The sequence below is a fragment of the Stenotrophomonas sp. CASM114 genome (assembly GCF_049384325.1).
GTDB classification, from domain to species: Bacteria; Pseudomonadota; Gammaproteobacteria; order Xanthomonadales; family Xanthomonadaceae; genus Stenotrophomonas; species Stenotrophomonas muris.
The window spans coordinates 17,285-38,880 of sequence record NZ_JBMRGJ010000012.1 but is presented as its reverse complement, the minus strand read 5'-3'; the positions used below and the strand labels follow the sequence as shown (position 1 = coordinate 38,880).

20 protein-coding genes are annotated in these 21,596 nt (G+C 68.2%); 10 read left to right on the top strand and 10 right to left on the bottom strand.

The annotated features are described in order from the left end of the window. Window positions 1-33 precede the first annotated feature (33 nt). Window positions 34-1,467, bottom strand: coding sequence for a Do family serine endopeptidase (locus tag VG566_RS12910; protein ID WP_241884785.1), 1,434 nt, complete (start codon window positions 1,465-1,467; stop codon window positions 34-36). A gap of 490 nt (window positions 1,468-1,957) precedes the next feature. On the opposite strand from VG566_RS12910, the gene VG566_RS12905 reads away from it, so the two are divergent. Next, entirely contained in the window at window positions 1,958-2,857 is a 900-nt protein-coding gene (locus tag VG566_RS12905) for a histone (protein ID WP_241884784.1), read from the top strand. Between the two features lie 107 nt (window positions 2,858-2,964). Next, a complete protein-coding gene (locus VG566_RS12900; protein ID WP_014645654.1) occupies window positions 2,965-3,651 on the top strand; it encodes a hypothetical protein in 687 nt (228 codons plus the stop codon). A 15-nt stretch (window positions 3,652-3,666) separates the two neighbouring features. Here the strand turns inward: VG566_RS12900 and VG566_RS12895 are convergent, their stop codons facing one another. Together VG566_RS12895 and VG566_RS12890 are read right to left on the bottom strand one after the other, a co-directional pair. After that, the gene (locus VG566_RS12895; protein ID WP_014645655.1) at window positions 3,667-4,026 is read right to left on the bottom strand and encodes a DUF1428 domain-containing protein; all 360 of its coding nucleotides are present in this window, start codon (window positions 4,024-4,026) and stop codon (window positions 3,667-3,669) included. A 91-nt stretch (window positions 4,027-4,117) separates the two neighbouring features. Continuing rightward, complete coding sequence (locus VG566_RS12890; RefSeq protein WP_241884783.1) at window positions 4,118-6,520, bottom strand: prolyl oligopeptidase family serine peptidase; 2,403 nt, start codon at window positions 6,518-6,520, stop codon at window positions 4,118-4,120. Window positions 6,521-6,730: 210 nt separating this feature from the next. On the opposite strand from VG566_RS12890, the gene VG566_RS12885 reads away from it, so the two are divergent. Next, window positions 6,731-7,303, top strand: coding sequence for an Ax21 family protein (locus VG566_RS12885; RefSeq protein ID WP_014645657.1), 573 nt, complete (start codon window positions 6,731-6,733; stop codon window positions 7,301-7,303). A 198-nt stretch (window positions 7,304-7,501) separates the two neighbouring features. Beyond that, complete coding sequence (locus tag VG566_RS12880; protein WP_032961444.1) at window positions 7,502-8,185, top strand: response regulator transcription factor; 684 nt, start codon at window positions 7,502-7,504, stop codon at window positions 8,183-8,185. A gap of 6 nt (window positions 8,186-8,191) precedes the next feature. Here the strand turns inward: VG566_RS12880 and VG566_RS12875 are convergent, their stop codons facing one another. Further along, window positions 8,192-8,581, bottom strand: a complete 390-nt coding sequence (locus VG566_RS12875; RefSeq protein WP_010486915.1) for a DUF6165 family protein — start codon at window positions 8,579-8,581, stop codon at window positions 8,192-8,194. Between the two features lie 178 nt (window positions 8,582-8,759). Here VG566_RS12875 and VG566_RS12870 point away from each other — a divergent pair, with 178 nt between their 5' ends. Continuing rightward, window positions 8,760-9,458 carry a TorF family putative porin gene (locus tag VG566_RS12870; protein WP_032961475.1) on the top strand — a complete coding sequence of 233 codons (699 nt, stop codon included), beginning with the start codon at window positions 8,760-8,762 and terminating at the stop codon, window positions 9,456-9,458. Here the strand turns inward: VG566_RS12870 and VG566_RS12865 are convergent. Beyond that, the gene (locus VG566_RS12865) at window positions 9,455-10,603 is read right to left on the bottom strand and encodes an MFS transporter (RefSeq protein WP_343238362.1); all 1,149 of its coding nucleotides are present in this window, start codon (window positions 10,601-10,603) and stop codon (window positions 9,455-9,457) included. The genes VG566_RS12870 and VG566_RS12865 overlap by 4 nt on opposite strands. A gap of 143 nt (window positions 10,604-10,746) precedes the next feature. Here VG566_RS12865 and VG566_RS12860 point away from each other — a divergent pair, with 143 nt between their 5' ends. Next, complete coding sequence (locus tag VG566_RS12860) at window positions 10,747-11,634, top strand: LysR family transcriptional regulator (RefSeq protein WP_014645661.1); 888 nt, start codon at window positions 10,747-10,749, stop codon at window positions 11,632-11,634. Here VG566_RS12860 and VG566_RS12855 read toward each other — a convergent pair. Then, window positions 11,603-12,070, bottom strand: coding sequence for a DUF1456 family protein (locus VG566_RS12855; protein ID WP_014645662.1), 468 nt, complete (start codon window positions 12,068-12,070; stop codon window positions 11,603-11,605). The two genes, VG566_RS12860 and VG566_RS12855, sit on opposite strands and share 32 nt — an antisense overlap. 160 nt (window positions 12,071-12,230) lie before the next feature. On the opposite strand from VG566_RS12855, the gene VG566_RS12850 reads away from it, so the two are divergent. Continuing rightward, window positions 12,231-12,983, top strand: a complete 753-nt coding sequence (locus VG566_RS12850) for an SDR family NAD(P)-dependent oxidoreductase (RefSeq protein WP_014035694.1) — start codon at window positions 12,231-12,233, stop codon at window positions 12,981-12,983. 90 nt (window positions 12,984-13,073) lie between these two features. Here the strand turns inward: VG566_RS12850 and VG566_RS12845 are convergent, their stop codons facing one another. The 4 genes from VG566_RS12845 to VG566_RS12830 all read right to left on the bottom strand — a co-directional run bounded on the left by VG566_RS12845 (window position 13,074) and on the right by VG566_RS12830 (window position 17,194). Further along, complete coding sequence (locus VG566_RS12845; protein WP_049408687.1) at window positions 13,074-13,970, bottom strand: SPOR domain-containing protein; 897 nt, start codon at window positions 13,968-13,970, stop codon at window positions 13,074-13,076. Window positions 13,971-13,991: 21 nt separating this feature from the next. Further along, window positions 13,992-15,680 (bottom strand): arginine--tRNA ligase, encoded by a 1,689-nt coding sequence (gene argS / locus VG566_RS12840; protein WP_032961431.1) that lies wholly within the window; start codon window positions 15,678-15,680, stop codon window positions 13,992-13,994. Between the two features lie 112 nt (window positions 15,681-15,792). Then, window positions 15,793-16,497 (bottom strand): RadC family protein, encoded by a 705-nt coding sequence (gene radC, locus VG566_RS12835; protein ID WP_014035697.1) that lies wholly within the window; start codon window positions 16,495-16,497, stop codon window positions 15,793-15,795. A gap of 70 nt (window positions 16,498-16,567) precedes the next feature. After that, the gene (locus VG566_RS12830; protein ID WP_049408686.1) at window positions 16,568-17,194 is read right to left on the bottom strand and encodes a response regulator transcription factor; all 627 of its coding nucleotides are present in this window, start codon (window positions 17,192-17,194) and stop codon (window positions 16,568-16,570) included. Window positions 17,195-17,393: 199 nt separating this feature from the next. Between VG566_RS12830 and coaBC the strand changes: the two genes are divergently transcribed. The 3 genes from coaBC to VG566_RS12815 are packed head-to-tail and all read left to right on the top strand — an operon-like array spanning window position 17,394 to window position 21,514. Further along, window positions 17,394-18,683, top strand: coding sequence for a bifunctional phosphopantothenoylcysteine decarboxylase/phosphopantothenate--cysteine ligase CoaBC (gene coaBC, locus VG566_RS12825; protein WP_014645667.1), 1,290 nt, complete (start codon window positions 17,394-17,396; stop codon window positions 18,681-18,683). After that, entirely contained in the window at window positions 18,680-19,153 is a 474-nt protein-coding gene (gene dut / locus VG566_RS12820; protein WP_014035700.1) for a dUTP diphosphatase, read from the top strand. The genes coaBC and dut overlap by 4 nt, the downstream gene beginning before the upstream one ends. Before the next feature lie 12 nt (window positions 19,154-19,165). Further along, window positions 19,166-21,514, top strand: coding sequence for a phosphomannomutase/phosphoglucomutase (locus tag VG566_RS12815; RefSeq protein ID WP_032961426.1), 2,349 nt, complete (start codon window positions 19,166-19,168; stop codon window positions 21,512-21,514). Window positions 21,515-21,596: the final 82 nt, after the last annotated feature.

Sequence of the window (21,596 nt, the reverse complement as noted above, 5' to 3'; positions counted from 1 at the left end):
TGCCGGGGTATAGGGGGTGTTACGGCGGGGCGATCAGCGCATCACGAGCTGGCCCTGCTGCTGGCCATTGTTGCGCAGCACGCGCACCACCAGGGTCGGCGGGCGCTGCTGGAAGTTGGCGCGCCAGCTGGCCAGGTCGGCGAATTCACCCACGGTGGCGTCGGTGATGATGTCGCCCTGCTGCAGGCCGTTGCTGGCCGCGCGGCTGCCACGCTTGACCTCGCTGACCAGCACGCCGCCGACACCCGACTGTCGCAGCGACTCGGGCAGGTCGACGAAGGTGGCACCGGTCAACCGCGGGTCCAGGCTCTCGCCGGTGACCGCACGCGCCTGTTCCTTCAGCGTGGCCTTGATCTGCACGGGCTTGCCTTCGCGGCGTACATCCAGCGTCATCGGGCTGCCGACCGCAGCCAGGCCTTCCACGTTGTGCAGGGCTTCGGCGCTGTCCACGCGTTGGCCGTTGGCCGAGACCACCACGTCGCCCGGCTTCAACCCGGCCGCGGCGGCCGCCGAACCGGCCAGCACGCGGGTGATCAGCGCACCGCGCGTTTCGCCCAGGCCCAGCCCCTGCGCGATCTGCGCGGTCAGGTTCTGGCTCTCCACGCCCAGCGTGCCGCGTACCACCACGCCGTGCTTGACCAGCTGGTCGACCACGCTGCGCGCCAGGTTGGACGGAATCGCCAGGCCCAGGCCGATGTTGCCGGCCATGCTGCCCTGCGGGTTGAAGCTGGCGGTATTGATGCCGACCAGCTGGCCCTGCAGGTCGACCAGGGCGCCACCGGAATTGCCCGGGTTGATCGACGCATCGGTCTGGATGAAGTTCTGGTAGCCCAGGCCACGGATGCCGTTGCGGCCCACCGCCGAGACGATGCCGGAGGTGACCGTCTGGCTGAAGCCGAACGGGTTGCCGATGGCCACCACGAAGTCACCGACCCGCAGCTGGTCGCTGTTGCCGAGCTTGATGTCGGTCAGGTTCTGCGCCGGGATGCGGATCAGCGCGATGTCGGTATCGCGGTCCGAACCGAGGAACTCGGCCTTCACCGTGCGCCCGTCGGCCAGTGTCACCTGCACGTCATCGGCGTTGTCGATGACATGGTGGTTGGTCAGCACCAGGCCTTCCTTGGCGTCGATGATCACGCCCGAGCCCAGCGATTCGTTGATGCGCTCCTGCGGGATATCCGGGAACAGGCGGCGGAAGAACGGGTCGTTGAAGAACGGGTTGCGCACGCGCACCACCTGCTTGGTGTTGACGCTGACCACGGCCGGCATCGCCTTTTCCAGCATCGGCGCCAGCGAAGGCACCGCCTGTCCGGCCACCGCGGCCGGCAACGCGGCGGTGGTCGGCAGCACCGCTGGCAGCGGTGCTGCATCGGCACGGTTGTCCAGGTGGGCATTGATGCCGGTGGCAACGAAGCCACCGAAGGCGGCGGCGATTGCGAGCGTAAGCAGGGTGGGAAGCGGTCGCATGGTTGTCGGTTCGCTGGCGTGGGTGGGGGCGGTTCGGCCCTACGGTAAAACAAGCTGAATGAGTGTGTCGCGATCTGGATAAATGCGCCATGAAAACCGCAGGCCGCGAAAGGCGAGTGAGGAGGCTGACAGCATGGCTGTGGCGACACCGCACAGGCGACGCCTGCACCACCGAAGACGATCGCCGGGGGCGCCGACACAGACCGATACCTGCGCAGTTCCGCGCAACCGGGTGCCGCAATGCGCCACAGCACGCATCGGATGCCGCGTCCGTGCAACGGCACGCAACGGCCATCTTCGACCACGCGCTTGCTGTGGCGTAGTCCTTAAAAAAAGGGGTTTCCTGTCAACCCGCCGCTTCTGCGGCAGTGGTGGGCTACACCATGGCCGTCGCATCAGATGCGATTGCGGGCGCGTGCCCCGTTCCACGATCGTCAATGTCGGTATAGCATCGCCCCGTTTTGATACTTAAGGCCCCCAGGAGGGCAACATGAGCAACGGTAATGGTGTGTCGGTCGTGACCGACGCCGTCGAGAACGTCAAAGAAGCCGCCACCAACGTTGGCGAGACCATCGCCCACGCCGCCGAAGACGCCGTGAAGTCGGTCAAGAAGACCGTCAAGCGCGCCACCAAGGCGGCCGGTACCCGCGTTGCCAAGGCCAAGAAGGCCGTGGCCAAGGTCGAGAAGACCGTTGCCAAGAAGGCCGACAAGGCCGCCAAGTCGGTCGGCAAGACCGTTGCCAATGCCAAGAAGAAGCTGGAAGCGGCCAAGAAGAACGCCAAGGCCGAAGCCGCTGCCCTGAAGAAGGAAGTGGCCAAGAAGAAGGCCGCTGCAGGCAAGGCTGTGACCAAGAAGGCCGCTGCCGCCAAGAAGGCCACCAAGGCTGCCGGCAAGAAGGTCGCCACCGTGAAGAAGGCCGCCACCAAGAAGGCCGCCGTCGCGAAGAAGACCGTTGCCAAGAAGACCGCGGCCGCCAAGAAGGTGGTCGGCAAGAAGGTCGCCACCGCCAAGAAGGCTGTGGCCAAGAAGACCGTCGCCGCCAAGAAGGCCGTGGCTGCGAAGAAGGTTGTCGGCAAGAAGGTTGCCGCCACCAAGAAGGTCGCCACCAAGAAGACCGCGGCCGCCAAGAAGGTTGTCGGCAAGAAGGCTGCCGTCGCCAAGAAGGTTGTCGGCAAGAAGGCTGCCGTCGCCAAGAAGGCTGTTGGCAAGAAGGCCGCCGTCGCCAAGAAGGCTGTCGGCAAGAAGACCGCCGTCGCCAAGAAGGCGGTGGGCAAGAAGGTTGCCGCCACCCGCAAGACGGTCGCCAGGAAGGCTGCGCCGCTGAAGAAGGTCGCCGCCAAGAAGGCTCCGGCCAAGAAGGCCGTGCGCAAGGTCGCCAAGCGCAAGTAATCGCGCCGTGACCTAAGGCCCTGCCACCCACCGGGTGGTAGGGCCTTTCGCGTTTCTGGGGCGCTACCTGGGGCAAGATGCAGGTTCTTCCCGCCGGAGCCCCGACCATGCGCGGTATCGACTTCAGTTCCTGGCAGGGCGTGCTGTCCACGTTGGCCGGCCTGGTCCTGATCACCCTGCTCGGCGTCGGCATCCGCCTGCTGGTGATGCAGACCCTGCAGCAGCGCCGCGAGCGCGAGAACCGGCAGATCAACGAACGGCTGCGCACGCTGATGGCCGCCTACAAGACCCTGGGCGGTTCGTTCACCGGCGAGCTGGGCGTGGATCCCAGCCATCGTCGCGACCTGCGCCAGCGCGAAGATGCCGACGGCATCGCCGAGCCGCGCTCGGACCGTGCGCGGCGCATCCGCGATGCGGTCGAGGCCGCGCTGTCGGACATCCTGCTGCTGGGCACCGACGAACAGGTGCGGCTGGCCACGCGTGCCGCCAACGAACTGGCACAGGGGCGGCCGGTGCATACCCACGAACTGGTGGTCTCGCTGCGCGACTTCGTGCGCGAAGCGCTGGATCTGGCCCCGATTCCGGCCGATCTGCAGATTCCACCGCAGGGGCCGACCCGGCCCGTTGCCAGTGGTGGCGGCAAGGGCCGTAACGACGGCGATGCCAAGGGCGGCCGTGCAGGCGGTGGCGGTGGTGGTGGAATGGGCGCCGGCATGGGCGGCATGGGCCTCGGTGCCGGCGCCGCACTGGGCGCCGGCCATGCTGCTGCCAGCGATGAAACGGACGCGCGCTGAGCACGTCCGCCGGGTTCAGCGCGTCAGCTCGTAGAGCGGCACGAAGCCGCCGTAGATCATCCGCGCGCCGTCGAACGGCATCGGATTCTTCGTTGGATCAAACCGCGGGTCCTCCATCATCTTCTTCATGCCGGCGTCGCGGGTCGGCTTGTCCGGCCATTCGATCCAGGAAAACACCACCGTCTCATCCGGCGTGGCTTTCACCGCGCCGAAGAAGTCGGTGGTCTTGCCGTGCGGCACGTCATCGCCCCAGCACTCGACCACGCGCAGCGCGCCGTACTCGATGAAAACGGGATCCCCTGTGCGTGCATGGGCGAGGAACTTCTCCTTGTTGGCGGTGGGCACCGCCAGGACGAAACCGTCGATGTAGCTCATTGCCTGCCTCCGGATGGACCGTGCCACATGCACGGCCTTCAGGTACACGACGAACCAGCGCGTAGGGAATCGACATCCCGCGTGCGCCTGTTCAGCCCGGGGCACCCGGGAGCGGGGCCAGCACCGTATCCGGTGGCTGCTGGCCGGCCAGGTGGCGCACGAAGTAGTCCCACATGCGGTGCGTGTAGGTGGCGTCGTTGCGGAACAGTTCGTGGTCCTGCCGGGCCAGGTACAGCAGGTCGTAACTACGCTGGGCCTTGTTCAGGGCCGCGGCCAGCTGCAGGGTCAGCGCCGGTGGCGCGTTCTCGTCCAGTTCGCCATAGACCAGCAGCAGATGCCCGCGCAGGTTGCCGGCCAGTGCCGCATTGTCGAGCCCGGCAAAGGGGGCCGGCACGCCATCGGCCATGGCTGTAGCTGGCACCACGCCACCGAACAGCCGGTCCATGCCGTGCAGGGCGCCGCCGTACATGCCCTGGAAATTGTGGCTGCCGGCCGAGGCCACAGCCACCTTGTAGAACGCCGGGTGGCGCAGCAGTGCACGCGCCGCGCTGTAACCACCGAACGAATGCCCGTAGATGCCGACCCGCTGCAGGTCGATGCCCCGGTAGCGTTCGCCCAGCTGGCGCAGCGCGGCCACATGGTCATCGAGCTGCACATCGGCGCCGTGCAGGAAGCTGCTGTCATGGAATGCCTTGTCGCGGCCGCCGGTGCCGCGGGCATCGATGCTGACCACCACGAAGCCGAGCTCGGCCAGGCTGGCGCGCGATACCGGGTTCTGCGCCGAAACCGCTTCGGCATAGGTCACCGGCGCATTGCTGATGAAGGCACCGCCGTACATCGCGTCGATCACCGGGAAGCTGCCGTCATCGCGATAGTCGCGGGGCAGGTAGACGGTGGCGAAGATCGGCGTGCGCCCGTCGGCGGCCAGCAGCCGTTCGCGCCGCGGCGGCCGCCAGCCAGCAGCGATGATCGCCTGCGCATCCGCAGCCTCCAGCACCATCACTTCGCTGCCATCGTCGCTGGCGCGCAGCACCGTGCGCGGCGGCTGCGCGAGGCTGGACACGGTATCCACCAGATAGCTGCCGCCGGGCGACAGCGCCTGCGGCGCGCGTCCGCCGAACAGCATGCCGGTGCCCGCATCGGCCAGGTGGTCGCTGCCCTCGGCGGCCAGGCGCTGCACCGGCCCACCGTGCAGTGCTACCCGGTACAGGCCACGTACGTAGGGATCGCCGCCCTCGACACCGCCAGCACTGAAGTATGCCCAAGCGCCTGCGCTGTCCACCCCGAGCAGGTCACGCACCGCCCACCGGCCGCGGGTGAGCTGGCGCATCACCTTGCCGTCGGACAGGCGCACCCGGTACAGATGGCCCCAGCCATCACGCTGCGAGAACCACACAGCGGTGTCCTGGCCGGGCAGGATCGCAACCGAGGCACGGTTGTAGGAATACAGGCTGAGCTGCAGGCGCGCGTCGCCGGCTTCTTCCAGCACGGTGCGCAGCGCACCGCTGCCGGCATCGATCTCCACCAGGCGCAGCCGTCGCGGCGCGCCGAAGTGCGCGATCGCGGCATACAGCCGGTGGCCGTCCCAGCCCAGCACGCCGGCCTCGCTGAGGGTGTTCCAGCCCTCGGGCAGGGTGATGTCCTGCTGCCGGCCGCTGCGCACATCGACGATGTACAGGCTGTCACGCACCTGCTGTGCATCGCCCAGCAATCCCAGTTTCACCGTGTGCACGCGGGGCCGCGCGCCGCCGGCCGGGGTGCTTTCCAGATAGGGGTAGTCCCGCAGCGCACGTTCGTCGTAGCGGACGCCGGCAACATAGCGTCCATCGGGCGACCAGCCGACGGCGAACGGCCGCGCCGGCATCCGGCCCTGGCTGCGTGGAATACCGCGCAGGGTGAAATCGGGCAATACACCATAGCCATGGCCGGCGACACCGCCGGTGGTCAGCGCCCGCGGTGCCTGTCGGCGTTGCTGCAGCCATAGATTGTGGTCGCGCACCTGCAGCCAGGCCTCGCCGTCGGGTGCGGGCAGTGCATCGGCAGCAGGCATGCCGCCCTGCGTCCGCAGGCACTGCCAACGTGGCCACTGGCAGTCGATGCCGGCTTCACCGCTGAAGCGCAGGCGCAGGCCATCGGCCAGCACCTGCACATTGACCAACCGCAACCGTTGCCCGTTCACCCCCAGGGCCCCCGCAGCGCTGTCCAGCGCAGCGCGATCGAACAGGATCTGCCGGGAGGCCTGCGCCGGATCGACCAGCACGCCCTCGCGCCGGCCCTGGCCGTCTTCGCGTTCGTACCAGAAGCGGCCATCGGCCAGCCAGTTCGGCAGGAGCGAGGCATTGCGCAGCGCACCGCGCAGGTGGCTGTCGTGCACGCGCTCGGCGCGCTGGTAATCGGAGGGCTGCAACGGCCGAGCCGATGCTGTGGAAAGCACGCCGATGAAGGCGAGGACGGCGGCGCAGAACCGGAACCGCAGCGGGGCAGGTACGTGCAAGGCAACCTCCTGTTGCAAGGGTCAGCGGAATTCGAATGCACGCGCGCCGCGCGCGTATGCCAGACGCAGCCTGAATCAAGCCAAAAAATTCAGCAATGCGAAGACCGCTGTTTTCAGGGAGCGTTGTGGCGAATAACGGAGAATTTACATTCCCGATGCGATGGCGCCCTGGCGCTGCTGCACACCATAAGAAAGTAAAGGTGTACCCCCATGAAGAATTCGCTGATTGCTCTGGCCCTGGCCGCTGCCCTGCCGTTCACCGCTTCGGCTGCTGAGAACCTGTCCTACAACTACGCCGAAGCCGACTACGCCAAGACCGACGTTGAAGGCATCAAGGCCGACGGCTGGGGCGTGAAGGGTTCCTACGGCTTCCTGCCGAACTTCCACGCCTTCGGCGAATACAGCCGCCAGGAAATCGACCACACCAACCTGAAGGTTGACCAGTGGAAGGTCGGTGCCGGCTACAACGTTGAAATCGCTCCGAGCACCGACTTCGTTGCCCGCGTTGCCTACCAGAAGTTCGACCGCAAGCACGGTCTGGACTTCAACGGCTACAGCGCTGAAGCCGGTATCCGCACTGCCTTCGGCGCCCACGCCGAGGTCTACGGCATGGTCGGTTACGAAGACTACGCCAAGAAGCACGGCGTCAATCCGGATGGCCAGTGGTACGGCCGCCTGGGTGGTCAGGTCAAGCTGAACCAGAACTGGGGCCTGAACGGCGAACTGAAGATGAACCGCCACGGCGACAAGGAATACACCGTCGGCCCGCGCTTCAGCTGGTAATTGCTGCCTCGGCGCGATTGTGCGCTGGAGACGCCCCAACAGGCCCGGCATTTGCCGGGCCTGTTGCATTTGCGCCGTGGCAAACCGGAATGCTGTCTGACTGGCGGAATGCGCGGGCCAGCCATTGCAAGGAATTGGATTCCGCCGCTGCGGGCACCGACCTACGTTGGATGTCCCATGTTGTCTGGACATGCCGCAATGCCGCTGACCCTTCCGCCTCTGCTGCCTGATCGGCCACGACGCCTGGCGCTGCTGGACCCGCACCCGGTACTGCGGTTGGGCGTGGAAGTGCTGCTGCGCCAGCACGCGGGTGTGCAGGTACGGGTGAGCCTGTCCAGCGAGGCGCACCTGCTGCACCTGCTGGAGCGCAGCCCGACGTGTGTCGACCTGCTGCTGATCGATGCGTTGCCCATGGGCGACCTGGGCGATGGGTTGGCCCTGTTGCACGTGCTGTCGCAGCGCTGGCCGGCACTGCCGGTGCTGGTGCTCTCGGCACACTGCAATGCCAGCACGGTGGCCACCGCGATGCGTGCCGGTGCGCGCGGCTTCCTGTCCAAGTCGACGCCACCGGACGTGCTGCTGCGTGCCATTGATGTGGTCGCCCGGGGAGGGCGCTTCGTGCCACCGGAGCTGCGCGCGGAACTGAACCTGCCGGGCACGCGTGCACGCAGAATGCCGGCCCCGGCACTGGTGCCGTTGAGCCAGCGCGAACGGGAAGTGCTCGGGCTGGTGCTGAAAGGGGTCAGCACCAGCGAAATGGCCCTGCGATCGGGGCGTTCAGCCAGCACGATCAGCTCGCAGAAAACCTCGGCCTACCGCAAGCTCGGCATCCGCGGGGACGGTGACCTGTTCCGCTTCCGCCACCTGCTGGAATGCGGATGAGCGGCGTTACTCGCCCTGGTACTGCTTCTCTTCCACCAGTGCCGAACCGGCCACGCGGTTGATCTCGTTCTTCACCTGCACGCGCTCGCCATTGGTGCCATAGACGCCGCGTGCCAGCTGGATGAATGCATCATCGAACACCTGGGCCGCTTCCTTGTCGCGCAGCTGGTCCTGGATGTCCCACATACGCTCGTTGATCGCCTTCAACTGCTGCTGCAGCGCGGCCAGGGCCGGCTGTGCCTGCAGCTGCTGCTGCAACAGGGGCAGCAGGCCGTCCAGCTCGGTGCGCACGTTGGCCAGCTTGGCGGCATCGTCGATGCGCTCGGCCTTGATCTGGAGAATGGTGATCTTGTCGATCAGCTCGCCGATCGATACCGGGGTCAGGATGGCGTCCACGCGGTTGGTTCCTGGAAACAGGGCGCCATGATACCGCGCCGCTGGCGCATGGCCCCGATCCACGGGATTTACGCCGAATTTGCGCCGCGGGCCGGGCCGCACCCTCGATCCGTTACGGCCACGCGCTGGACACTGCCGTCCCGGCGGCGTGACCGCCTTCGACGAGGAACACAGTGCAGTGAACAGCAAGGGGATGATGGCGGCGGTGGTGGCCGCCCTGGCAGGGCTGCTTGGCATGGGCAGCGCGCAGGCACAGGTGCAGGTCAGTGGCAGTGCGGCCTTGACCAGTGACTACGTGTGGCGCGGCAGCTCGCAGAGCGATGGTGACCCGGCGGTGCAGGCCGGCGCGAAGATCTCGATCCCATCGGGCTGGTACGCCAGCGTGTGGGGGTCCAACGTCTCGTTCAAGCCGGACAATGGCGCGCGCAGCGAGTTCGACCTGGTGGCGGGCTGGTCCGGCGCGCTGGCACCGGGCTGGACGCTGGATGCGAACCTGACCCGCTATGTGTATCCGGGTACCGCTCGTGCGCTGGACTGGACCGAACTCAACACGACCGTGACCTGGAAGCAGCGCGCCTGGCTGCAGGTCGCGCATTCCAACGATGCGTTGGCCGGTGGCCATCGCGGAACCTATGCCCAGCTGGGCGTGCGTGTGCCGCTGCACGAACGCGTCCGCCTGGAAGCAGCGGTGGGCCAGTACTGGCTGGCCACCGCGCAGGGCCCGGATTACCTGCATGGCCAGCTCAGTGCCATTGCCACGCTGACTCCGGCATGGGAGCTGCGCGCCACCGTGCATGACACCGACAGCGCGGCCAAGCGACTGTTCCCGGGCAATGCCGGTGGACGCTGGGAGCTGGCGCTGCAGGGCAGCTTCTAGTTCGACGATGCCGCCTGGCGCGCGCGCAGCGCGCCGGGCAGCCACAGCAGCAGGGCCAGCACGGCCACGGCGGCACCGGCCACGCAGACGCCGGTCCAACCGTAGCGCTGGTAGACCTGCGCCGACAGCAGCGAACCCAGCGAGCCGCCGATGAAGTAGCCGGTCATGTAGCCGGCATTGAGGCGGTTGCGCGCCGCGGGCTGCAGCGCATAGATCAGGTTCTGGTTGCTGACGTGCAGCAGCTGTGCGGCCAGGTCCAGCACCACCACGCCGATCAGCAGCGCCAGCAGCGAGTGGGCCGACAGCCCCAGTGGCAGCCACGACAGCAGCAACAGCACCAGCGCGATGGCAGTGGCGCGTCCGGTCTGGCCGCGGTCGGACATGCGCCCGGCCAGGCCGGCCGCCAGCGTGCCGGCTGCACCGACCAGCCCGAACAGGCCGATGGTGGCATCGCTGTAGGCGTAAGGTGGCCGTGCCAGCAGGAACGCGAGCGGGGTCCAGAAAATCGCGAACATGGCAAAGCTGCAGGCACCCAGCAGGGTGCGCTGGCGCAGCACCGGCTCCTGCACGAACAGCACGCCGATCGAGCGCAGCAAGGCGAAATAGCCCAGGCCGGCGCTGTGGTGGAATCGCGGCAGGCCGCGCTGCAATGCCAGTGCGGTCAGCACCAGGGTGCCGGCAGCGATGGCATACACCAGGCGCCAGTCACCCAGGCTGGAAAGCAGGCCGGCCACGGTACGCGCCAGCAGGATGCCCAGCAGCAGGCCACTCATCAGCGTGCCGACCACGCGGCCACGATGTTCCGGCGCGGCCAGCGTGGCCGCGAACGGCACCAGCACCTGTGCCACCACCGAAAACAGTCCGGTGATCGCGGTCCCGACCAGCAGCCAGGCCAGCGACGGCGCGCAGGCACTGATCACCAGGCCACCGGCCGACAGCAGGCTCATCACCACGATCAAGCGGCGGCGCTCGAACAGGTCACCCAGTGGCACCAGCAGGATCAGTCCGGCGGCATAGCTCAGCTGTGCTGCGGTAACCACCATGCCGACCTGGCCGAACGGCACGCCGAAGGCATCTGCGATGGTGTGCAGCAGCGGTTGCGCATAGTAGTTGCTGGCCACGGCCACGCCGGTGGCGACCGACATCAGCAGCACCTGCCAGCGGTGCAGAGGGGGAAGGGACGGGCTCACGCGGTGTTCCAGGAAGCGGGGTGCACAGTGTCCGCCTGCTGCGGTCATGATGGAAATGAATCATCATCATCCTTGTCATCTGAAAACAAGATAGCTGGATGAACCTCAAGCAGCTCGAGTTTGCCGTCGCCCTGGCCGAGGAGGGCAATTTCACCCGTGCCGCCGAGCGCTGCCACGTGGTGCAGTCCGCGCTCAGCCACCAGATCGCCCACCTGGAACAGGAACTGGGTGCCACGCTGTTCGAGCGCCTGCCACGCCAGGTGCGGGCTACCGCCGCCGGCGAGGCGTTGCTGGTGCACGCACGCCAGGTGCTGGCCAGCCTGCGCCACCTGCGCGCCGACGTGGCTGCCGTCAGTGGCGAAGTGCGTGGCCTGCTGGCCATCGGGCAGATTTCTTCGCTGACCGACATCGACGTCGTGGCGATGCTGGCGGCCTTCCAGCGGGTGCACCCACAGGTGGAGTTCCAGCTGCGCGTGGACAAGAGCGAAGACCTGATCGCACAGGTGCAGTCGCGCGCGCTGGATGTGGCACTGGTCGGCCTGGCGCCGTCGGCAGCGCTGGACGGCGTCTGCCACCAGGTGCTGCAGGAGGAGGATCTGGTAGCGGTACTGGCGCCGTCGCACCGGCTCGCCGGGCGCACGCGGTTGCCATTGACCGCACTGCAGGATGAAGCGCTGGTCGACTTCCCGCGCGGTACCGGTGCGCGCCGGCAGACCGACGATGCCTTCGCCGCCGCTGGCCTGCCGCACACGGTGCGTTTCGAGGTCAACCTGATGGAACTGGTCGAGCGCTTCGTCCGCCACGGATTGGCGGTCGGCATCGTGCCGGCGTTGATCGCCGAAGGTTTCCAGGGCGTGGTTCAGATTCCACTGCAGCCGACCCCGACCCGGCGCGTACACCTGGTCTGGCAGCGGCTGCCGACGCCAGCCGCGCGCGCCTTCGTCGAGGCCGTGCTCAGCCGCGCAGGCGCAGGCTCAGGCCCTTGAGGAAGTTGCGCAGCATCTGGTCCAGGCAGCGCCGGTAGTTGGTGTGCCCGGGCTGGCGGAACAACGCACCGACTTCCGACTTGGACACGTTGAAGCCGGCGCTGGCGAAGATCTCCATCAGGTCCACGTCGCGCAGCTGGAAGGCCACGCGCAGCTTCTTCAGCACCAGGTTGTTGTCGATGCGGGTTTCCACCGCACGCTGCGGCTGGCTCTCGTCGCGACCGCGCAGGTGCACGATCAGGCCATCGAGGAAGTGCGCCAGTGCGCTGTCGTTCATCGCCTCGAAACCGGCTTCGTCCTCGCGGCGCAGCCAAGCCTTCACCTGCTCGGTATCCACGGCGAAGGCCGGGTCGGCCATCTGGCACAGGGTGACCACGTGCTGGTCACCCAGGTCCAGGGAGTAGCGCACGCTGCGCAGGACATCATTGTTGATCATGGCGCAATTGTACCGGTCACCCCGACAAGTGGGGTCGCCGCCGGGGTCAGACCCCTTTGCTCCGCAAAGGGATCTGACCCCGGATCCGGCCGATCCGGCAACACGGCTGCTGCCGGACGGTGCCAGAATGGGGATCTGGTTTTCCCCCTGGAGTTGCCTGATGACCCGCACTGTCCTGATTACCGGCGCCACATCCGGCTTCGGCGCCGCCGCCGTCCACCGCTTCGCCCAGGCCGGCTGGAAAGTGATCGCCACCGGCCGCCGCGGCGAACGCCTGCAACCGCTGGTCGAGCGCTATGGCAAGGACGTGGTGCACGCCGCCGCCTTCGACATCCGCGATCCGGTGGCGATGGAGGCGGCCCTGCTGGCGCTGCCGCCGGCCTTCGGCGAGATCGACCTGCTGGTCAACAACGCCGGTCTGGCGCAGGGCACCGCACCGGCACAGAGCGCCAGGCTGTCGGACTGGACCACGATGATCGACACCAACATCACCGCGCTGGTGACCCTGACCCACCGCCTGCTGCCGCAGCTGGTGGAGCGCAAGGGCGCGATCATCAACATCTCGTCGGTGGCCGGCGTCTACCCGTACCCGGGTGGCAACGCCTACGGTGGCACCAAGGCCTTCGTCAGCCAGTTCTCGCTGGGCCTGCGTTCGGACCTGCACGGCACCGGCGTGCGCGTGACCACGATCGAGCCGGGCATGGCCGAGACCGAGTTCACCGTGGTCCGCACCCATGGCGACCAGAATGCATCGGACAAGCTGTACAGCGGTGCCAATCCGATGACCGCCGAAGACATCGCCGAACAGATCTTCTGGGTGGCCACGCTGCCACCGCACCTGAACATCAATCGCCTGGAGCTGATGCCGGTCAGCCAGTCCTTCGCCGGGTTCCAGGTCGCCCGCGAGGGCTGACGCCGTGTGTGGAGTCGAGCCATGCTCGACTCGGCAGAAACAAAAAAAGCCGGGCAATGCCCGGCTTTCTTCATGCAGTCCCGCAGAACGTCACTGCGCCTTGATGGCCATCGCCTGCAGGCCGGTGCCATCCAGCTTCTGCTTCGCTTCAGACAGTTCGCCGGCGCTGCCGTACGGCCCCATGCGCACGCGATACACGGTCTTGCCGTTGATCTGCGCCGACTCCACGCGTGCCGCCAGGCCCATCATGGCCAGCTTGGCCTTGGTGGCTTCGGCGTCGCCGGACGCACCGAAGGCACCTGCCTGCAGGATGTAGCGCGCGTTGTCGGCGGGCGCCGGTGCGGCAGTGGTCGCCGGCGCGGTGGGCGCGGCTTCCGCGCGCGGCGCGGGGGCGGCGGCCGTGCTGGTCGACGCCGGTGCGGTGCTGGCCGGCGGCGTTGCCGCGGCCGGGCGCTCGCTCAGCGGTGCCGGCAGCGGACGGTTGCTCGCGGTCACCGGTGCGGTGCTGACGACGCTGGCCGTTGCGGTCGGTGCCGGCGTGGCCGTGCTCGCCGGCGGCACCGGCTTGCCCTCCAGCGCGGCCTGCGCGCGCGACGCTTCGGCCTTGGCCCGGCGCTGGTCCTCGGCACGCGCGCTGGCGGCCAGTTCGGCGTCGGACATTTCCACTTCCTTGCCCGGCAGCAGGGTGTAGAAGTCGTACTGCGTCGCCGCGGGCTTCTCCGGTTCGGCCGGCTTCGGCGTGGCCGGCTGCGCGGCTGGCTGGCTGCCGACATCGCTGTCTGCATCAGCAACCGGGGCCGGCTGCGCGTTCGGGTTCGGCTGCGGACCGGCGCGCAGGAAGCCGTCGCCTTCGCCCTTGAACAGGTTCGGCGCCGCCAGGAACACCACGGCGGCGATCGCCACACCGGCCACCAGCCACACCCATCCGGGTGTGCCCTGGCTGCTGCTGTTGCGTCGTGCCTGGGTTTTGCCGCGTCGTGCTGCCATGTGTACTGCGTCTCCTGATGCTTACATTTTTTCCGGGGCGCTCACGCCCAGGAGTTCAAGGCCGTTGGCCAGCACCTGGCGCGCCGCGCAGGCCAGGGTCAGCTTGGCGTTGCGATCGGCGGCGTCTTCCACCAGCACCGGCGTCCCGTGATACCACGTGTGGAAGGCATGCGCCAATTCACGCAGGTACTGCGCCACCAGGTGCGGCTCCAGCGCCACGCCGGCCGCTTCCACCACTTCCGGATAGCGCGAGATCTCGTTCATCAACAGCAGCGAGGCATCGTCGGCCAGGTGGCCAAGGTTGGCCAGGCCATTGCCCTGCTCGTACACCAGGCCCTTTTCCTGCGCCTGGCGCAGCAGGCTGCAGACACGGGCGTGCGCGTACTGCACGTAGAACACCGGATTGTCGTTGCTCTGCTGGCGCGCCAGGTCGATGTCGAAGGTCAGCTGCGAATCGGGCTTGCGCGCGATCAGGAACCAACGGGTGGCATCGCGGCCGGCTTCTTCGATCAGGTCGCGCAGGGTGAAGTAGCTGCCGGCACGCTTGGACAGCTTCACTTCCTCGCCGCCGCGCATGACCGTGACCATCTGGTGCAGCACGTATTCCGGCCAGCCCTGCGGGATGCCCACTTCCATCGCCTGCAGGCCGGCGCGCACGCGCGCCAGCGAGCCGTGATGGTCGGCGCCCAGTTCGGTGATCGCGCGCTCGTAGCCGCGCTGCCACTTGGACAGGTGGTAGGCCACGTCCGGCACGAAGTAGGTGAAGGTGCCGTCGGACTTGCGCATCACGCGGTCCTTGTCGTCACCGAAGTCGGTGCTGCGCAGCCACAGCGCGCCGCCTTCCTCATAGGTGTGGCCGGACGCCTGCAGCTTGGCCACCGCTTCGGCAACCTTGCCGTCGGCGTACAGCGAGCTTTCCAGGAAGTAGATGTCGAAGTCGACACCGAACGCGGCCAGGTCCAGGTTCTGCTCGTTGCGCAGGTAGGCCACGGCGAAGCGGCGGATTGCCTGCATGTCGTCCGGATCCTTGGCGCCGACCACGGTGCTGCCTTCCAGGTCGACGCTGGCACCGGCCATGTAGGCGCGGGCGACATCGGCGATGTACTCACCGCGGTAGCCGCCTTCCGGCCAGCCGTCCTGATCGGGTGCGATGCCCTTGATCCGCGCCTGGGTGGACAGCGCCAGGTTCTCGATCTGCACGCCAGCGTCGTTGTAGTAGAACTCGCGCTTGGCGTTCCAGCCGTTGGCATCGAGCACGCGGGCCACGCAGTCGCCGATCGCCGCTGCGCGGCCATGGCCGACATGCAGCGGGCCGGTCGGGTTGGCCGACACATACTCCACGCCCACCGTGCGGCCATTGCCGGACAGGTTGCGGCCGTAGTCGTGGGCTTCCTTGATGACCGAGGCGGTTTCGCGCTGGTACGCGGCCGGGGCCAGATGGAAGTTGATGAAGCCGGGGCCGGCGATCTCGACCTTGCTGACGTCCTCGCTGCGCGGCAGCGCCTCGACCAGCGCCTGTGCCAGTGCGCGCGGATTGCTGCGCGCGGCCTTGGCCAGCAGCATCGCGGCGTTGGTGGCGAAGTCGCCGTGGTCACGGGTCTTCGGGCGCTCGACCACGAAGTCCGGCGGCAGGGAGTCGGCGGGCAGGGTGCCATTGGCGCGCAAGGCTTCGATGCCTTGGCTGATCAGGGCGCGGAGGAGATTTTTCACGAGGCCTGCTGTGAGAATGAGCGGCGGAATCGCCCATTTTAGCGCAGATGCCCGCGCCCACGCTGACCAGGACATGCCTGCGGGGCGCCCGCCCGGCCCTGACCAGGGCCGTTCAGCCGAACAGGCGCGGCTGGGGCGGGGACAGCAGGCCCCGTTCAGCAAATGAAACGGGGCGGCCCTCGCCGACGACGAAGTGGTCGAGCAGGCGCACGTCCACCAGTGCCAGCGCCTGCTGCAGTTCATCGGTGATGCGGGTGTCGGCGCCGGAGGGCTCGGGGTCGCCGGAAGGGTGATTGTGGCTGAGGATCACCGCTGCCGCATTGTGCAGCAGGGCTCGCCGCACCACCTCGCGGGGATAGACCGGGGCGGCATTGATGGTGCCCTGGAACAGTTCTTCGCAGGCGATCAGGCGGTGGCGGTTGTCCAGGAACAGCGCCATGAAGATCTCGCGGGCCTGGCCGCGCAGGCGGTGCTGCAGATAGCGGCCGACCGCAGCCGGGTTGTTGCCGACGGCCTCGCCCTGCTGAAGTTCGGCCGCCAGATAGCGGTGGGCCAGTTCCAGCCCGGCGGCCAGTGCACAGCTTCGAGCAGGGCCCAGCCCCGGCAACCGGGCCAGCTCGCGGGCCGGGCGGTCCAGCAGCACACGCAGGGGACCGTGCGCCTGCAGCAGGTCGCGCGCGGTCTGCACCGCATCGCGTCCACCGAAGCCGGAGCCGAGGAACAGTGCCAGCAGTTCTGCGTCGGACAGCGTGGCGGGGCCGCGTGCGATCAGCTTCTCGCGGGGACGTTCCTGTTCGGGCCAGTCGTGGATGGGCATGCCTGCATCATCGCCAGTGGGGGCGATGCGGCCCATCAGGGCAGGACGCATGCCCGGGTCGGCCGTTGCCTCAGTCGCGTCGCGACTGCAGGTAGGCGAACAGCTCCTGGTTGTTCTGCAGCCCCAGCTTGCGCTTGGCCTCGGCCTTCTGCCGGCTGATCGTCTTGGGGCTGCGGCCGCAGTGGACGGCGATGGCGTTCACTTTCAGCCCGGCGGCCAACAGGTCCAGCACTTCCTGTTCGCGGGCGGACAGCGCCGCCGGTTCGCGCGCGAACATCAGGTCGCGCGCCTGCAGGTGGTGGCGCAGCTGCTGCGAGACGAACACCTGCCCTGCCATGGCCGCGTTCAGGGCCTGCGGCAACTCGCCGAAATCGGCGCACTTGTCGACCAGGCCGCTGACACCCTCACGCAGCAGGCCATCGAGCAGGCCGGGGTGGCGGGCGCCGGTAAGCACCACCACGGGCATGTGCGGGTGGCGTGCGCGCAGTTCAGCGATCAGTTCCGGGCCATCCGGGCCGGTGCCCGGCATGGAGAGGTCGGTCAGCACCGCGTCGCAGCCGTGGTGCTCGACCAGCTGCAGCAGCTCGGCGCCGTCACGCGCGCTGCCGACGACCTCCATCAGGTGGGTCTGCAGCACGATGCGGATGCCGTGCAGGACGACGGGATGGTCGTCGGCGATGATGATGCGCGGGTGCACGCGGAATCCTCGAAAAGCGAAGCGGCACACCTGCGGCGGCCACTGACGATTCTGCAAACGTGGCCGGCCTACAGGTATAGGAAAGTTCCGAATCGCAGTGTCTTGAACCCCGGAAGCGCTGTGGTGCAAGTCCCATCTGCTGATAGCTGCCCGCTATGTGCGCTGTGCACCGGGACATTACCGACCATCGGGTAAGCTAATGCCCTCGTTTGCACAGGAATTCCAGGTGGCTGACTCCCCCAACGCTTCCCCCGCGCCCGGCCGCGCGCTGGAAGGCCAGAAACTGCTGTTGTGCGTCGGAGGCGGGATCGCGGCCTACAAGGCCCTGGAACTGGTGCGACGCCTGCGTGATGCGGGCGCCCAGGTGCAGGTGGCGATGACCGCCGGCGCCCAGCAGTTCGTCACCCCCCTCAGTTTCCAGGCCCTGTCCGGGCAGCCGACCCGCACCACGCTGTGGGACAGCGCCGCCGAACAGGCCATGGGCCACATCGAGCTGGCCCGCTGGGCGGACCGCATCGTGGTCGCGCCGGGAACCGCCGATCTGCTGGCCCGGCTGGCCCAGGGCCATGCCGATGACCTGGTCAGCACCCTGTGCCTGGCCAGCACCGCACCGCTGACGATCTGCCCGGCGATGAACCATCGCATGTGGCTGCATCCGGCCACCCAGGCCAACATCGCCCTGCTGCGCCAGCGTGGTGCGCAGGTGATCGGCCCGGTCGATGGCCCGCTGGCCGAAGGTGAATCCGGTCCCGGCCGGCTGGCCGAACCCGGCGACATCGTGGCCGCGCTGGCCGCCAATGGCGGCGCCGCTGCGACGGTTGCCGCGCCGGAAACCCGTGCCCTGCAGGGGCTGCGCCTGCTGATCAGTGCCGGCCCGACCTACGAAGACATCGATCCGGTGCGTTACGTCGGCAACCGCAGCAGCGGCAAGATGGGCTTTGCCCTGGCCGCCGCTGCTGCCGCGCTGGGCGCGCAGGTGGTGCTGGTCAGCGGTCCGGTACAGCTGCCGACGCCGCCGGGCGTGCAGCGTATCGACGTGCGCTCGGCCGCGCAGATGCGCGATGCCGTACTGAAGTCGCTGCCCGCCGACATCTATATCGGTGCCGCCGCGGTGTCCGACTACACGCCGCGCCAGGTCGCCGCGCAGAAGCTGAAGAAGACCGCCGACAGCCAGTCGCTGGTGATCGAACTGGTGCGTACGCCGGACATCCTCGCCGAAGTCGCTGCACAGACGCAGTCGCTGAAGCTGGTGGTCGGCTTCGCCGCCGAGACCCACGACGTGGAGAAATACGCGCGCGGCAAACTGGTCGACAAGCGCCTGGACCTGGTGATCGCCAACCAGGTCGGCATCAGTGGCGGCGGTTTCGAGAGCGACAACAATGCCGCCACGGCCTTCTGGCAGGACGGCGAACAGGTATTCCCGGCCACTTCCAAGCGCGAGCTGGCCGAACAACTGCTGGCGCTGATCGCGCGGAGACTCCAGGCATGACCCAGGCATCCACTTCCCACCCGCTGCAGGTCAAGCTGCTCGATCCGCGCTTCGGCGACAGCTGGCCGCTGCCGGCCTATGCCACCGAGGCCAGTGCCGGCATGGACCTGCGCGCGGCGCTGGATACCGCGCTGACCCTGCAGCCGGGCGACACCGCGCTGGTGCCCAGCGGCCTGGCCATCCATATTGCCGACCCGAACCTGTGCGCGGTGATCCTGCCGCGTTCCGGGCTGGGCCATCGGCATGGCATCGTGCTGGGCAACGGTACCGGCCTGATCGATGCCGACTACCAGGGGCCGCTGCTGATCAGCGTCTGGAACCGTGGCCGCGAGGCCTTCACCATCGAGCCGGGCGATCGCATCGCGCAGCTGGTGGTGGTTCCCATCGCCCGCGTCAGCCTGCAGGTAGTGGATACTTTCACCGACAGCGTGCGGGGCGCGGGTGGATTCGGCCATACCGGGGTGCGTTGACAGGGGACATCGATGAGCGGCATCGGGGAAGGACAGCGGGGACGGTCGTTGGGTCGCAGTGCACCTCTACTGGGGGTGCTGTTGATCCTGTTGGCCGGCTGGTTCGGATGGAGCGCGGTGCAGCAATGGCGGCAGGAGGCCAACGGGCAGGCGCTGGAAGAGGCGCGTGATCAGGCCGTGCAGGGCCTGCAGCAGGCTGCTGCGGGCCAGTTGCAGCAGCTGCAGCAGCAGTTGAAGAACGATCGCGTGCAGCAGGCGCTGCAGGCCGGCGACGCCGCTGCGGCGGCGCTGGCCGTTCGCGAGAGCTGGACCGGGGTCGAGCAGGTCGAGGTGCTGGCGGCCGATCTGGCCAACGCCTATGCCGATCCGGCCACCTTCGGGTATTCCCGCCTGGCGCTGCTGGAAGCGGCGCTGGCCGAGGCCAGGCCAAGCCTGCGCGTGGTCCGCGACGGCGGCGGCAACCGCCTGGGCCTGGCCGCGCCGGTGCAGCTGGGCAGCCTGGGGCCGGCCGTCATCTATGTCCGCCAACCGCTGCTGCGGCTGACGTCGCCGCTCGACCAGGTCAGCGCGCCGTCCGCCGGCTTCCTCGGCCTGCGCCAGGGAGCATTCGATCTGGTCACCCAGGGCGACCCGAGCCTGGCCGAAAGCGCGGAAGCGCTGGCGCGCCCGGTTGCAGGCACGCCGTTGCGGCTGGTCGCGTCGGTGCCGAATGTCGAGGCCGGTCCGCTCGGCCTGGGCGCGCTGGCCAGCGCCATTGTGGCGTTGCTGCTGGCGTTCATTGCCGTGTTGCTGGTGGTGGGGCGCGACCGGCTGCCGAAGTCGCTGCCGTTGCCGCGCCGCGCCGCCGCGTCCGAGGCCGACCATGGCCCGACCCTGAGCGAGAGCCTGCAGCAGGCGCCGCCACCGGTGGCCGCCGTGACCGGCAGTGGCGATGCCACGCCACCGCCGCCACCGCCGGTGCCTGCCGAAGAGCTGGCCGCCGGCATCTTCCGCGCTTATGACATCCGCGGCATGGTGGGCAGCGAACTGACACCGAAGACCGCGGCGCTGATCGGCCAGGCCATCGGCACCGTGGCACTGGAGCAGGGCCTGCGCGAGGTGGTGATCGGGCGCGATGGCCGCCTGTCCGGACCCGAGCTGACGGCCGGGCTGGCCGAGGGCCTGCGCCGTGCCGGCTGCGCGGTGATCGACATCGGCCTGGCGCCGACCCCGCTCGTGTACTACGCCGCCTTCCATCTGCGTACCGGCACCTGCGTGGCGGTCACCGGCAGCCACAACCCGCCCGAGTACAACGGCTTCAAGGTGGTGATCGGCGGCGAGACGCTGTCCGGCGATGCGATCACCGACCTCTACCAGCGCATCGTCGAGGGCCGCCTGGTGCAGTCCGCCGAGCCGGGTGACTACCAGCAGCGCGATGTCAGTGCCGACTACATCCAGCGCATCGCCGATGACGTGCAGCTGGACCGTCCGCTGAAGGTCGTGGCCGATGCCGGCAATGGCGTGGCCGGCGCACTGGCCCCGCAGCTGCTGGAAGCAATCGGCGCCGACGTCATTCCGCTGTACTGCGATGTCGATGGCACCTTCCCCAACCATCATCCCGACCCGAGCGAGCCGGCCAACCTGGAAGACCTGGTGCAGACGGTCAAGCGCTTCGGCGCCGACCTCGGCGTAGCCTTCGATGGCGATGGCGACCGGTTGGGCGTGGTCACCGGCGAAGGCAGGATCATCTATGCCGACCGCCTGCTGATGCTGTTCGCTGCCGACGTGCTGATGCGCAATCCGGGCGCGATGGTGATCTACGACGTCAAGTGCACCGGCAAGCTGTCCGACCATGTGCTGCGCAACGGTGGCAGCCCGCTGATGTGGAAGACCGGGCATTCGCTGATGAAGGCGAAGATGCGCGAGACCGATGCCGAGCTGGCTGGTGAGATGAGCGGCCACTTCTTCTTCAAGGAACGCTGGTTCGGTTTCGACGACGGCCTGTACGCCGCTGCGCGCCTGCTGGAGATCCTGGCCCAGCGCGAGGAAACCCCGGACGAAGTACTGGGCGAACTGCCGGAGATGGTCGCCACGCCGGAGCTGAAGGTAGCGGTGGCCGACGGGACGCCGCATGCGCTGGTGGCGATGCTGGTGGCGGCGGCGCAGTCGCCGGACAACCCGTATGTGGGGGGCCGCCTGTCGACCATCGATGGCCTGCGCGTGGACTTCGCCGATGGCTGGGGCCTGGTGCGCGCCTCCAACACCACGCCGGTGCTGGTGCTGCGCTTCGAAGGCAACGACGAAGCCGCACTGGAGCGCATCAAGGCCTTGTTCCGCAGCCAGCTGCAGCCGGTGCTGGGCGACACCCCGCTGGGGTTCTGAGGTGGGGCCGGGCGGCGCCCGGCACCCGCCGAATCAACGTCAACGTCAAAGGCCGGCTATCCGTAGGATGCGGGGTGGGGCC